The 13297-nt window shown below is 63.4% G+C and carries 15 protein-coding genes; 3 read left to right on the top strand and 12 right to left on the bottom strand.

All coding sequences use genetic code 11. The features are described from left to right. Positions 1–34 precede the first annotated feature (34 nt). The 7 genes from EB231_RS28130 to EB231_RS28100 form a co-directional block, all read right to left on the bottom strand. A complete protein-coding gene (locus EB231_RS28130; RefSeq protein ID WP_281411403.1) occupies positions 35–799 on the bottom strand; it encodes an amino acid ABC transporter ATP-binding protein in 765 nt (254 codons plus the stop codon). A 12-nt stretch (positions 800–811) separates the two neighbouring features. Beyond that, positions 812–1885 carry an amino acid ABC transporter permease gene (locus EB231_RS28125; protein WP_172351686.1) on the bottom strand — a complete coding sequence of 358 codons (1074 nt, stop codon included), beginning with the start codon at positions 1883–1885 and terminating at the stop codon, positions 812–814. 3 nt (positions 1886–1888) lie between these two features. Then, positions 1889–3052 (bottom strand): ABC transporter permease subunit, encoded by a 1164-nt coding sequence (locus EB231_RS28120; RefSeq protein ID WP_172351685.1) that lies wholly within the window; start codon positions 3050–3052, stop codon positions 1889–1891. Between the two features lie 82 nt (positions 3053–3134). Continuing rightward, positions 3135–4169, bottom strand: a complete 1035-nt coding sequence (locus EB231_RS28115) for an amino acid ABC transporter substrate-binding protein (RefSeq protein ID WP_172351684.1) — start codon at positions 4167–4169, stop codon at positions 3135–3137. Positions 4170–4257: 88 nt separating this feature from the next. After that, positions 4258–5205 (bottom strand): LysR substrate-binding domain-containing protein, encoded by a 948-nt coding sequence (locus tag EB231_RS28110; protein WP_172351683.1) that lies wholly within the window; start codon positions 5203–5205, stop codon positions 4258–4260. Positions 5206–5283: 78 nt separating this feature from the next. Then, the gene (locus EB231_RS28105; protein WP_172351682.1) at positions 5284–6033 is read right to left on the bottom strand and encodes an SDR family NAD(P)-dependent oxidoreductase; all 750 of its coding nucleotides are present in this window, start codon (positions 6031–6033) and stop codon (positions 5284–5286) included. An 11-nt stretch (positions 6034–6044) separates the two neighbouring features. Beyond that, entirely contained in the window at positions 6045–6755 is a 711-nt protein-coding gene (locus tag EB231_RS28100; RefSeq protein ID WP_172351681.1) for an SDR family oxidoreductase, read from the bottom strand. A gap of 14 nt (positions 6756–6769) precedes the next feature. Here EB231_RS28100 and EB231_RS28095 point away from each other — a divergent pair, with 14 nt between their 5' ends. Further along, complete coding sequence (locus EB231_RS28095) at positions 6770–7009, top strand: hypothetical protein (RefSeq protein WP_172351680.1); 240 nt, start codon at positions 6770–6772, stop codon at positions 7007–7009. A gap of 38 nt (positions 7010–7047) precedes the next feature. Here the strand turns inward: EB231_RS28095 and EB231_RS28090 are convergent, their stop codons facing one another. The 5 genes from EB231_RS28090 to EB231_RS28070 form a co-directional block, all read right to left on the bottom strand. Then, complete coding sequence (locus EB231_RS28090) at positions 7048–7836, bottom strand: FadR/GntR family transcriptional regulator (RefSeq protein WP_172351679.1); 789 nt, start codon at positions 7834–7836, stop codon at positions 7048–7050. Positions 7837–7987: 151 nt separating this feature from the next. Continuing rightward, complete coding sequence (locus EB231_RS28085; protein WP_206681862.1) at positions 7988–8362, bottom strand: RidA family protein; 375 nt, start codon at positions 8360–8362, stop codon at positions 7988–7990. A gap of 40 nt (positions 8363–8402) precedes the next feature. Beyond that, on the bottom strand, positions 8403–9209 hold the full coding sequence (locus EB231_RS28080; protein WP_172351678.1) for an SDR family NAD(P)-dependent oxidoreductase: 807 nt from the start codon (positions 9207–9209) through the stop codon (positions 8403–8405). Further along, complete coding sequence (locus tag EB231_RS28075; RefSeq protein WP_172351677.1) at positions 9202–10014, bottom strand: shikimate dehydrogenase family protein; 813 nt, start codon at positions 10012–10014, stop codon at positions 9202–9204. Before EB231_RS28075 ends, EB231_RS28080 begins: the two co-directional genes overlap by 8 nt. Before the next feature lie 4 nt (positions 10015–10018). Next, positions 10019–10909: a 2-hydroxy-3-oxopropionate reductase gene (locus EB231_RS28070; protein ID WP_172351676.1), complete on the bottom strand. Its 891-nt coding sequence runs from the start codon at positions 10907–10909 to the stop codon at positions 10019–10021. 119 nt (positions 10910–11028) lie between these two features. On the opposite strand from EB231_RS28070, the gene EB231_RS28065 reads away from it, so the two are divergent. Together EB231_RS28065 and EB231_RS28060 are read left to right on the top strand one after the other, a co-directional pair. After that, positions 11029–11793 carry an HpcH/HpaI aldolase family protein gene (locus EB231_RS28065; protein WP_172353046.1) on the top strand — a complete coding sequence of 255 codons (765 nt, stop codon included), beginning with the start codon at positions 11029–11031 and terminating at the stop codon, positions 11791–11793. 14 nt (positions 11794–11807) lie between these two features. Further along, complete coding sequence (locus EB231_RS28060) at positions 11808–13025, top strand: NAD(P)/FAD-dependent oxidoreductase (RefSeq protein WP_172351675.1); 1218 nt, start codon at positions 11808–11810, stop codon at positions 13023–13025. The last annotated feature ends 272 nt before the right edge of the window (positions 13026–13297 follow it).

The following is a 13297-nucleotide window of genomic DNA, read 5'->3' as shown; positions in this document are numbered from 1 at the left end:
TGCTGCTTGAACGTTGCATCTTCAAAAATGCCGTTCAATGGCCCAGCACCTGCGACAGGAATTGTCGGGTGCGCTCGTTGCGGGACGCAGTGAAAAACTCTTCCGGCGGCGCCTCTTCGACGATCTCGCCGCCATCCATGAAGGCCACCCGGTCGGCGACCCGGCGGGCAAAGCCCATCTCATGCGTGACGCAGATCATGGTCATGCCTTCGGAGGCAAGCGTGACCATGACATCGAGCACTTCCGAAATCATCTCGGGATCGAGCGCCGAGGTCGGCTCGTCGAACAGCATGATCTGCGGCTGCATGCACAAAGCGCGTGCGATTGCGACCCGCTGCTGCTGGCCGCCAGAGAGCTGGCCGGGAAACTTCATCGCCTGCTCGGGAATGCGGACCTTCTCCAGATAGCGCCTGGCAGTTGCCTCGGCTTCAGCACGCGGCTTTCTGCGCACGATCATCGGGGACAGCATGCAGTTCTCCAGCACCGTCATGTGCGGGAACAGGTTGAAGTGCTGGAACACCATGCCGACCTCCCGCCTGATCTCGTCTATGTTGCCGACATCGTCGTTGAGTTCGGTGCCGAGTACCGTGATACGGCCTGCGTTATGTTGTTCGAGGCGATTGATGCAGCGGATCATGGTCGACTTGCCGGAACCGGACGGACCGCAGACGACGATCTTCTCACCGCGCTCCACCGACAGGCTGACGTTTCGCAGCGCGCGGAACGATCCATAATATTTATCGACCTTTTCGATGCGGACCGCGGGTCCGGCCGATTGGGTCGACTTGGCTGAAATCACGACCGCGCCTCCTTAGCGTTCGCTGGCCGACATGCGGCGCTCTAGGAAGGCGCCGTAGCGGGACAGGCTGAAAACGAAGACGAAATAGATGAAGGCGATGAAGGCATAGACCTCGACATAGGCGAAACGCCATTCGCCGGTGCCGTAGGCAGCATTGCCGGAAGCCAGGATCTCGAAGAAGCCGACGATGACAACCAGCGAGGTCTCCTTGAACGAGATGACGAACTGGTTGATCGTCGCCGGCAACGCGTTCCGCATGGCCTGCGGCAGCAGGATGCGGCCGATGCGTTGCCAATAGCGCATGCCGAGCGCCATGGCTGCCTCCTCCTGTCCCTTGGCAACACCCTGCATGCCGCCGCGCACGATCTCCGCCTGGTAAGCGGAGAAGAACAGGGCCGATCCCAGGATCACCCGGTACAGCTTGTCGCCCTGCAGCCATTGCGGCAGTGCGAAAGGCAGGACGATGGCGAATGTGAACAGGATCGAGATCAGCGGCAGCGAGCGCACCCCATCGATGATCAGGCCGGTGGTGCGGGAAATCCAGGGCAGTTCCGACCGGCGCAGCAAGGCCAGGCAGATCGCCAGCGGGAAGCCGATCAGGCAGGTGGTGACAAAGATGAACAGGGTCAGCGCCAGCCCGCCCCACGCTTCCTCGCCGACGAAGGGCAGGCCGAGCATGCCGCCTTTCATCAGCGCGTAGAAGACGGTGGTTCCGATACCCCACACCAGCGCGATGCGGCGGCCGGTCCAGAAGGCTGGAATACAGCTCAGCACAGTCATCACCACCACGGCCACGCAGGCCAGCGCCGAGCGCCATTGCTCTTCATAGGGATAGAGGCCGAAGAGGATGATGCGCCACCTGGCCGCGATGACCGACCAACAGGCTCCGGCCGCGGCCTGGCAGGCCTCGGGCCCGCCGGCCGTGGTGAAGACAGCGGAGAAGACCGCCCAGGTCAGCAGCTTCCAGACGATGAAGGCCATGATCGCCAGGCAGATCAGAGACATCACCGCCTGAAGCGGCGTCGCGAAAAAGCGTCGCCTCAGATCCTCGAGCTTTCCGGGGGCGGGCGGAGCGACAATCTCCATGGCTTAGCCCCTCAGCTGATTGCCCTTGAGGGCAATGGCCTTGTTGAGGCGGTTGAACAGGGCGGCCAGCGAGAGGTTGATGGCGAGGAAGCCCGCCATCAGGATGCCGATCACCTCGAGGGTTTGGCCGGAATGATTGATCGTCAGCGCCACGATCATGAAGAAATCCGTGAAGCCCACCGCAATGCCCATCGTGGTCGCCTTCATCAGCCAGACATACTGGTTGGCAAGGATCGGCAGCATGGCGCGCAACGCGAGCGGCAGCCGCACCAGCGTGAACACCCGCCAGGGGCTGAGGCCCAGCGAGAGCGCCGCTTCCATCTGACCCTTGCCGACAGACTTGAAGCCACCGCGCACGATCTCGGCGATGTAGGAGCCGCCATAGATCGCGATGGCGATGGCCAGCGCGGAAAACTCCGGCGGAATGCGCAGGCCGCCCCTGAGGTTGAGGCCCTGCAGTGCCGGAAAGTCGATGAACGGCGCGTCGGGCAGGCGGCCGATCGCCAGAATGATCGCGGCACAGGCAAGTGCTGCCGCCGCGACGGCGAACTGGATGGCATGCCGCCCGCCAACGGGTTGGCTGAGCCGTGACGTCCTGCCCAGCCAGACCGGCAGCGCTATTGCCGCGATCAAGGCAAACAGGGCCAGCACCATTGTCACGCCGCGGACATTCGGGAACGGGATATAGAGCCCCCGGCTGGTCAGCAGAAAGCCCCAGGCTTCATGCGCTGCGCGTGGCGTCGGCAAATGCGTGATCAGCGCGTACCAGAAGAAGACCTGGAGGATCAGCGGGATGTTGCGGAAGATGTCGACATAGGTGCGGCCAAGCAGCTGCGCCAATTCGTTGCTGGAGGTCCGCGCCAGGCCAACGATCGTTCCGACTATCGTCGCCAGCACCAGGCCGACAGTCCCCAAGAACAGTGTGTTGGTGATGCCGATGAGGAAGAACCACCAATAGGGGTCATTGGCCGTGGCGGGCAGCAGCGTGAAGTTCACGTCCCAGCCTGTCGACTTGAACAGGAAGTCGAAGCCGGAGGTGATCCCTTGCTCGGCCAGATTCCGTCGCGCGATCACCACACCGGCAAGCACCAGCGCTGCGATCGAGCCGACATAGAGAACCTGCAACAGCGTGTTGCGGACCTTCTGATTTCTCAGCAGGCTGCTCATTGACCAATCTTTCTCGAAATTGCCGTCGGCTCCGCCCGGCTTCTGCCGGGCGGAGCCTGAACCGGGATGCGTTCAGACCGGATCAGTCGATGACCAGCGGGAACAGGACGCCGCCATTGTTCCACAAATTGGTCAGTTCACGGTCCATCTTGTAGGGCGAATCCTTGCCGAGATCGCGGTCGAAGATCTCACCGTAATTGCCGACATTCTTGATCACCTTGTAGGCCCAGTCGTCGGAGAGTCCGAGCCCCTTGCCCATGCCCGGCGTCACGCCGAGGAACTTGGCCACCTGCGGCGAGGTCGGCTTGGCCTTGATCTCATCGACATTCTTGGAGGTGATGCCTTCCTGTTCGGCGAAGATCAGGGTGCTCAGCGTCCAGTTGGCGATATCGACCCAATTGTCGTCGCCTTGCCGCATGATCATCACTTCAGGCTCGACCGCCAGCACGTCGGGCAGGATGACATGGTCTTCGACCTTGCCCTTGGCGATGCGTGCAATGGCAAGTGTGGGACCCCACTGCGCGTAGAGATCGCAGCGTCCCGAGAAGTAGGCCTGTTCGAGCTCCTCGGTCTTTTCGATGAGCACGGGCTCGAGCTTGATGCCCAGCTTGGCCGTATAGGCCGCGACCTGCTGCTCCTGCGAGGTGCCGGCAGGAATGCAGATCGTGCCGCCCGCGGCATCCTTGAGCGACTTCAGATTGAGTTCCTTGTGCGCCATCACCTTGGTCGTGCCGAGGTAGTAGGACATGGAGAACTGCAGCCCCAGTTCCGTGTCGCGGCTGAGCGTGCCGCCCGACGCCTTGATGATGATGTCGACGTCGCCCGACTGCAAAGCCGGCCAGCGCTGCGCCCAGCTGATCGGAACGACCTTCAGCTTTGCCGGATCGCCGAACACCGCCGTGGCCACTGCCTTGCAGAGATCGATGTCCATGCCCTTCCAGTTGCCCTTGTCGTCCACCTCGGCGAAGCCGAGATAGGAGCCGTCATGGCCGGTGCAGTTCAGCACGCCACGTGCCTTGACCGTCTCGAGCGTCTTGCCGCCGGCGGCTTGCGCCGGCGCCGAAAAATGCACGAGGCCAAGGGCCAGGGCCGCAGCCCCCCATTTCATCGTCTTCATGATGTTGTCTCCACTGTTGAGGTTGTTCCGTTTCTTGTTGTTGGAGTCCCGAAAGAAACTTTCCGAGGCTCGGTCTCGAAGCCGCTTCCTAGTCGGAAAGCGGGGTCGGTTTCGGCAAGGGGATCGTGAGGTCGCTTCGCCAATCCTGTTGGGCCAGCCATCGATGCAGGGCGGCCACAGCCTTCACGCGCAGGTGCCCGCGTGGGACGACAAGGAAGAAGCCGGGAACTTCCTCCGGCCTCATATCGGCGATAGCGTCGCGGCCGATCGGCGCGACCAGCGTGCCCGCCCGGAAATCTTCCTCGGCGTCGATGACGGAAACCAGGCCCACGCCAATGCCCTGCAGGGTTGCGCGGCGCATGGTCGCCGCGTCGTCGAAGCTGATGCTGCGGTCGCCATCCGTCAGCTCGACGCCAAGGTGGCGCAATATGTCCGGCCACAGGCGCTTCGACTTGACGGTGTCGAGCAGCGTGAACTTCGTCAGATCATGCGCCGACTTGATCTTTTCGCCGATCGCCGGCGTGCAGCAGATGATCTTCGGGTCCGGCACCAGCAGCGTGGTTTCATAGTCCGGCCAGTTGCCGTAACCCCACTGCACGGTCATATCGATGTCGTCGCGCCCGAAATCGGGCAGGTCGACCATCGTCGTCAGGCGCAGATCCGCGCCCGGCAGGATTTCCCGGAACAGCGAAAGCCTGGGCAGCAGATAGTGCGTGGCGAAATACGGGCTCGCATTGAGGTTGATGCGGTCGCGGTAGTTCGACTTGGTGACGCGGCGCACACCTTCCGAGAACTCGTCGAAGCCGGCCTTGACGTAGTGCGAGAGAAGGATGGCGGACTCGGTCAGTTCGATCGACCGGCCCTTGCGCTCGAACAGCGTCACTTGAAGTGTGTCTTCCAGCAGCTTGATCTGTTGGCCGACCGCTTGCGGCGTGACCAGCAATTCATCCGCGGCCTGCCGAAAACTCCTGTGCTGCGCAACGGCGTGGAAGACGCGAAGAGCATTCAGCGAGGGAAGGCGCAGCTTGCCGGTCATCGAAAATTCCGCTCCTTCCGCTCGAGGCTCCGTTGATCATGCACTGCCGTATTCAGTCGCCGGTTGCGGAAAACCGCCTCAGGCGTAGATATAACCACCTGAAACAATTACGTTTTCACCGGTCATGTAGGTGTTCTTCGGGCCGCCCGTCATGAGTACCCATTCGGCGATCTCGGTCGGCTCGGCGCCACGGCCGAGCGGGCTTGCCTTGGCCAGCTCCTCCAGGAAGCCGAGCGCTTTCGCCCGCTCCGTGGCCATGCCGGCGGGTGCCACCGAATTCACCAGGATCCCGTCCTTCGCCACGTGATGGGCGAAGGAGCGCGTCAGGCTGACGACGGCGGCCTTGGTTGCCGCGTAGTGGGCATTCTGCGGATGCGCCTTGAAGGCGTCGACGGAGGTCAGGTTGACGATACGGCCGCGGACATGCGCCTTGGGCTCCTGCGATTGCATGTGGCGAACCGCCGCCACCATCATGTGATAGGTGCCCTTGATGTTGATGCCGTTGGAGGCATCCCAGTCGGCGTCACTGATTTCCAGAAGCGGACGGCGTGGGTAGATGGCGGCGCAATTGATCAGCGTGTCGATGCGCCCGAGCTTTGAGACGATGGCGTCGAAGGCCGCATGGCACTGAGGGCCGACCTGGATGTCGCAGGCAGCGGTCGCGGCCGGCAAGCCCTTGGCCTTCGCCGGCGCGAGCGCGGATTCGGCAGCCTCCTGATTGATGTCGATGATGCCGATCCTTGCCGCCCCGGCCTCCACGGCCATCCCAGCCAGGAGCGCGCCGAGGCCGGCGCCGCCGCCAACGATCAGAACGGAAAGATCCTTCATTCCAGTCTTCCTTACTTGGTGCCGCTCGGCGAGGTTGGCCAGGTCGGCATGATGTCGAAACGGGTAACGTCGGCCCATGCGGGGAGCGCAAGCACACCGACCACCATCCTGGCCACGTCATCCGGCTGCACGACTTTGCTGGCGTACATGGCTGCACGTGCCTTGGAGTCGAGGATGTCCTGGTAGAGCTGCGTCTCGACACGACCGGCCACGATCTCGGTGACGCGTATGCCTGATGGGGAGAGGTCGGCGCGCAGCGCGGCGGCGAAGCCTGATATCGCCGCCTTGGTGGCCGAATAGACGGCAATGTTGGAATATGCCGCGTGGCCCGCCGTGGAGCCGGTGAACAGGATGTGGCCAGACTGCCGCTCGCGCATCTGCGGCACGACGAGGCGGGTGAGCAGGATCGCCGCGCTGAGGTTCACCTCCAGCGTGGTGTCGATGTCCGATATCTTCATGTCGGCGAAATTGCCGAGTGGCGGCATGATTCCGGCATTGTTGATCAGCACGTCGATCGTGAGATCCGCCAGAACCGCCTCCAGCGCCTCACGATCGGTGACGTCGACGGCGATCGGCACGATGCCCGGCCGCTCGGCCTGCAGCTCCTTGAGCGCGGCCTGGCTGCGCCCGACCGCATAGACGTCATAGCCGGCATCGCTCAACGCGATCGCCATCGCCCGTCCTATGCCGCTCGTCGCTCCGGTGATGAAGGCTGTCGTCACGTGGGCTTCCCCGTTTGCCTGGTTTTCAGTCTGCGGCGCGGGCCAGCGCCGCGAAACCAAGAAAACCAGCAAAAAGGAAAGATAAACTTTCGAATTCTTTTTTCTTGCCTGAAAACTGGACGGGTGGTCAGCCCGGCGTGGAGGCGGAAAATCCGGGGAAACGGCGGGAAAGCAACATTCTCTGCCTGTTGAAAACGGTTTCGGTCAGCCGGCCGAGCAAAAAACATGGCTTTCGCAATGCGTGGCCAATCTGATTCCCGGCGAATGCCTATGCGATCGACGTCACCGGGCACTATCCGCCGGTCGGAGAGGGCCTTTTCATATCGGTGAACAACGAGGCCGCCGCCGCCTTCTGCTGCGCCTCCGTTGCCTCGATGCCGGAAGCCCGAGCCAGCGCGCGCACGCGCCCGAGGCTGTTATGCAGGTGCTTGCGCATGGCCTGGCGCGCGGCGCGGCCGTCCTGCCTTTCGATGGCGTCTACGATGGCTTTGTGCTCGTTGTGGATGCGCGTGTAGTAGCTGTCCTTGCGCTCCGGCGTGACCACGTAGCCGAGCTGAAAGCGCGGCACGATCATGGGCCTGAGATAGGCCAGGAAGCCGTGAATGAATTCATTGCGGGCCGCCTTGGCGATCGCCAGGTGGAAATCATAGTCGTAGTGGATCTGGACCACGGCCGGATCCGCCTGCTGGGCGTCGACCTGTTCCATCAGGGCACGGATGCCGTTCGCCTCCGCGTCGGTCCGCCGTTCCGCGCAGAGCCCGGCGGACTCCACTTCGACGCTCAGCCTCAGTTCGAGCAAGGCGATGGTTTCCGGCAAGGTCCTGAGCGCTTCGTCCGGGATCGAGAAATTGCGTGGCGCCGGCGTCTCGCTGACGAACATGCCGCGCCCTTGCTGAGGCACCACCATGCCGTCGGAGCGCAGCCGCGCTACTGCTTCCCGCACCACCGTGCGACTGACGTCGTATTCGGCGCAAAGCTCCGCCTCGGTCGGCAACTGCGCGCCGGGAAGCAACTGTCCGGAACGGATCTTTTCGGACAGGCTTTCCGCCACGACGGTGGAAAGCGGCTTGCGCTTCGTCATCAGTCTCCCCTTAGAGCGATTCCAGCAAAAGTGTAAACGGTTCTCCGTCCGGAATTGCGCCAAAAACAAAGAGTTAGAGTGGTTCGTCGTCTCCGTGAAACGTGAACTGCTCTAACCAGATTCGCGATGATGCCCGAACCGGCAGGACCATTCAAACTGCCGCGGTGACGATCAGCTCGACCAGCATTCCGGGCTTGGCCATCCGTCCTTCGCCGGAGGAGCGCGCCGGCGCATGTTCTTTCGGTATCCAGGCGTCCCAGACGGTGTTGACCTCGTCGAAATCCCTGACGTCATCCAGCCACATCTGGACGTGCAGGATGCGGGTCTTGTCGGTACCTGCCTTGGCCAGCAGTGCATCGATCTTGCCCAGCACCTCGCGCATCTGGTCGGCGGCGGACTGGCCCGGTCTCGCGACCTGGCCGGTGAGATAGAGCGTGCCATTGTGGATGACACCATGGTGGATGCGGGTGTCGAAGTCGAAACGCTTGATATCGCTCACGGGTTGTCCTTGTCGGTTTGCCGGCATCCGCCGGCTGGGTCAGTTTGCCGGCATCCGCCGGCTCGGGTCAGATTGCCGGCGTGCGCCGGATGGGATTGCCTTGCAGGTATTGCGCGTAAGGCGCCTGCACGAGCCAGCCGGCGTCGACAGGCAAGGTGACGCCGGTTATCGATGCCGCACGATCCGAGCAGAGGAATAATGCCGCCTCGGCAACGTCGCGCGGCTCGACGAAACGGCGCAGCGCCGTGGTCGCCTGGATGGCTTCGGGGTTTCGCTCGCCCTTGGCGATCCTGGCTTTCAGCCCATCGGAAAGCGTGTAGCCGGGCGCCACCGCGTTGACGCGGACGCCGTGCGGGCCGAGTTCTGCCGCCAGGATTTGGGTGAGTGCCAGAACCGCATGCTTTCCAGGCGTGTAGGCTGGTAGCGACAGCGGCGCGAAGGAGGCGAGCGAGCCGACGTTCAGGATGGCGCCGTGCCCGGCGGCCGACATAAGCCGACCGAACACCTGGCACCCCAGCAGCGTGCCGCGATAATTCACCCGCCACATCTTCTCGTCCTCGTCCAGATCCTGATCGAGCACATGCTTGCCGCTCTGCAGGATGCCGGCGCAGTTGATTGCGACTTCAGGCGTGCCGAACGCAGCGCTGACGGCCTGCGCCAGCGCCTCCACCGAAGCGGCTTCGGCGACATCGGTCTGGACGAACAGAGCGCGCGGTGCGCCCGCCGTCTCGCAGGCGCTGGCCGCCTCCTTGCCTCGTGTCGCGTCCCGGCCGGCGACGACAACCTGGTAGCCGTCCTCGGCGAAGCGCAAGGCGATCGCGCGGCCTATGCCCGAAGTGCCGCCGATGACGACGGCCGTCATTGTCTCAGCCATGGCCGCGGTCCTTGCGCTCGATGTCGAAGAATTCGGCCATGGCTTCAACCTGGAAGTCCATCATCGGGCGTCCAGGCTGGACGCGGCAGCCGATCTCCTTTGCCGCCTTGAGCAGCGCCGTCTCGGCCGGCTCCATGATGATGTCGACGACCGTCATGTCAGGCGTCAGCTTCGTCACATCCATGGGCAGCGGATCGGTAGCCTTCAGCCCGGAAGGCGTGGCGTTGATCGCCATGTCCATGCCAGACGGATCGGGCTGGCCGATCTCGATACGGCATTTTGGAAAGGACTTGCCGACCAGCGCGGCCAGCTTCTCCGCGCGTCCCCTGTCGATGTCGGTCAGCCGGATCTCCGCTGCGCCTTCCTCGGCCAGACAGTAGGTCAGCGACGCGCCGGCGCCGCCGGCACCGACCTGGAGGATGCGGCGGCCGGCAATCTGGTGCCCGCCAGCCCTGAGGCCGTCGATGAAGCCGACGCCGTCGAAATTGTCGGCGTACCAGCTTCCATCGGCCTGGCGGCGCACGGAATTGGCGCTCTCAACCCGCGCGGCGCGGTCATGCGCGGCGGAACATTTGTGGTAGACCGCGACCTTGTACGGCACCGAGATGATGACGCCGCGGATGTTCTCGGCCGCCGTGATGCCGGCCCAGAAGGTCTCGAAATCCTCCGGGCGGCAACTCAGCGGCACCATCAGGCTGTCGAGGCCCTTCTGCTCGAAGATTTCGTTGAACATGCCGGGGCTCTTGGCATGGCCCACGGGATGGGCCAGCATGACGAAGACGTCGGCCTTGCCGGTTCCGCGCATCGATTTATTCCTTTCCGTTTGACAGTTCATGGTCGCTCAGCATCTCGAGCGCCTTGACGAGGGACGAGTGGTCGGCTTCCGCGCCGCCTGTCCGGGCCGAGCAGGCATTCATAAGCTGCTGCGCCACGGCGGTGTTCGGCAGGGCCACGCCAAGCGCGCGGGCGCTTTCGAGCGCGAGATTGAGGTCCTTCTGGTGCAGCCGGATGCGAAAGCCCGGTGCGAACGTGCGGGCAATCATGCGCTCGCCATGCACGTCCAGCACGCGAGAAGCGGCAAAGCCGCCCATTAGCGCGCTGCGCACTTTGGCCGGGTCGCAGCCGGCCTTGCTGGCGAAGACAAGCGCTTCGGCCACGGCTTCGATGTTGAGCGCGACGATGATCTGGTTGGCGATCTTGCAGGTCTGTCCGGCGCCATTCTGTTCGCCGATCAAGGTGATGTTCCTGCCGAGCGTCTCGAAGATCGGCAGCGCCCGTTCGAACTCAGCGGCCGGCCCGCCAACCATGATGGTGAGTTTCGCCGCCTTGGCGCCGACCTCGCCGCCCGAGACCGGCGCGTCGAGATAGCCGGCTCCGGTCTCGCGAACCTTCGCCGCGAACTCGGCCGTGGCGATCGGGCTGATCGAGCTCATGTCGATCACCAGCTTGTCGGCCGATAGTCCCTCGACGACGCCGTCCTTTCCCAACAGGACGCGCTCCACGTCAGGGGTGTCGGGCAGCATGGTGACTGTCATCTCGGACAGCCGCGCCACCTCGGCTGGGGAGGCGACGACCGATGCCTTCAGGTCGCTCGGCAGAGGGGAGCGGTTCAGAACCGTCATGATCTCATGCCCGGCAGCGGCGAGATGGCGCGCCATCGGTGCACCCATGACGCCAAGCCCGATGAAGCCGATCTTCATGTCCAAACTCCCAAGCAGACCCCTCCAGTGAAACCGGCCTTGCAGCCAAAGTTAGCCATATGATATAGGACATCATACAAATTTCAATGCATCTTATTTGGCTGGAGACCGATCGCGAAATGCAGGAGCGCCGCAACACATTGAAGGCCGCCGTGACGGCCGGCCGGGCTCATATCGGCATCTGGTGCTCACTGGCTTCGGCCCTGACCACGGAGATCGTCGCCGGCTGCGGAGCCGGTTGGGTGCTGATCGACGGCGAACATAGCCCCAACGATCTGCGCAGCATCATGGCGCAGCTTCAGGTCATGGGCGGCTTCGACAGCGAGGCCGTCGTCAGGCTGCCGTCCGACGATCCCAATCTGATCAAGCAGGCGCTCGATATCAGTGCGCGCAGCCTGATGATCCCCAATGTGCGGACCGCCGAGCAAGCCCGCGCCATCGTTGCGGCCATGACCTATGCGCCCGGCGGGTTTCGCGGCTATTCGGTCGGTCACCGCGCCAACGCCTTCGGCCGCATCGCCGGCTACCACGCCAAGGCGCGTGAGCAGCAGCTTCTCGCCGTGCAGATCGAGGATGAACTGGGTGTTGCCAATGCCGCCGAAATCGCGGCCGTTGATGGCGTCGATGTCCTCTTCGTCGGCCCCGGCGACCTCTCCACCAATATGGGCTCTATGGGCAATCCGGGTGCCGCGCATGTGCAGGAGGCCATCGCCTCGGTTCGCAAGGCCGCAAAGGCAGCGGGCAAGGCCAGCGGCATACTGGCGCCGGCAAAGGCCGATGCCGACCGCTATCTCGCCGACGGCTTCACCATGGTTGCCGTCGGCTCGGACCTTGGCCTTTTGGCTCGCGGCTCGGATGCGCTGATCGCTTCATTCAACCAGTAGACCGGAGACAGACCGTGGCAATTCCTCCCTACAAGGCGCCGACGCGCACCGCCTACGACATCGTCATCGTCGGCGGCGCGGTCGTCGGTTCGTCGACGGCCTATTGGCTCAGCCAGGCGCTGGGCAATGGCGCATCGATCCTCGTGGTCGAGCGTGACTCGAGCTACACCTTTTCTTCGACGGCGCTCTCCACCAGCGCCATCCGCCAGCAATATTCCAATCCGATCAATGTGAAGATCAGCCAATTCGGCATCGACATCATCCGTGGGTTTCCGGAACGGATGGCGCCCTTCTACAAGGATGAGCCGGCGCCCGATCTCGGCTTCAAGGAATATGGCTATCTCTACTGTTGCTCGCCTGAAGGCGTGGAAGCGGCGCGCGAAAGGGTGGATCTGCAGCGTAGCCTCGGCGCCCACACGGTCTTCCTCGAACCCGGCCCGTTGAAGGAACGTTTCCCCTGGCTGAACGTCGATGATCTCGGCGGTGGCTCCTGGGGCTCGCGCGAAGAGGGCTGGTTCGATTCCATGGGCCTGCTCAATGGGTTCCGCCGCGCCGCGCGCGCCAGCGGCGTCGAATATATCGACAACGCCGTGACCGCACTGGATGTCACAGACGGACGCGTCGTCTCGGCGCGTCTGGCGACCGGCGAGACGATTTCCTGCGGAACCCTGGTCAACGCCGCCGGCCCGCGTGCCCAGCAGGTCGCCGCCATGGCCAACCTGTCCATCCCGGTCGCGCCCTACAAGCGCTACAGCTTCGTCTTCGCCAGCGCCAATCCGATCCCCGGCCGCATGCCCAACGTCATCGACCTCTCCGGCACCTTCGTGCGGCCGGAAGGCGAGCTTTTCCTCACCGGCAACACGCCGCAGGGCGACGGCCCAGCCGACTATGACGACTTCGAAATGCATTTCGAGGAGTTCGACGACTATATCTGGCCGTCGCTCTGGCATCGCATTCCGGCCTTCGATGCGCTGAAGGTCCAGACCAGCTGGACCGGCCACTACGAATACAACATGCTCGACCACAACGGCATCGTCGGCTTCCACCCCGAGGTGAGAAACTTCATGTTCGCCAATGGCTTCTCCGGGCATGGGTTGCAACAGTCGCCGGCCGTGGGGCGTGCGGTCTCGGAACTCATCGTCCACGGGTCTTTCCAGACGCTCGACCTGTCGCCGTTCTGCTACGAGCGCATTGCGCGCAACGAGCCGTTCCTGGAAGAAGCTGTTATTTGAGGCGAGGGGTCGTCTGGGCTTTGCCCGGCCTGGTGGCGGCGAATCCAATGCATTCGATGAAGACTGGACAAAGATCGCTTTCGAGTATTCGGCCGATCTCAAGCCATCCATCGTCAGTGTCGTTACCCGCACCACCTCGGCCGACTCGGACGCCCGAACCGGCACTGGGTGACGGTCAATGGCTTGGCCCTTATGGGGATGATTTTAGGCCGCCGCCTGGCCTGGGAACCATGGTCCAATCCATCAGGGTTGCCGCGCTCCCGGCCCATGCC

Source organism: Mesorhizobium sp. NZP2298 (assembly GCF_013170825.1).
Lineage (GTDB): Bacteria > Pseudomonadota > Alphaproteobacteria > Rhizobiales > Rhizobiaceae > Mesorhizobium.
The sequence above is the reverse complement of the archived record's forward strand: the minus strand, read 5'-3'. Positions and strand labels throughout refer to the sequence as shown.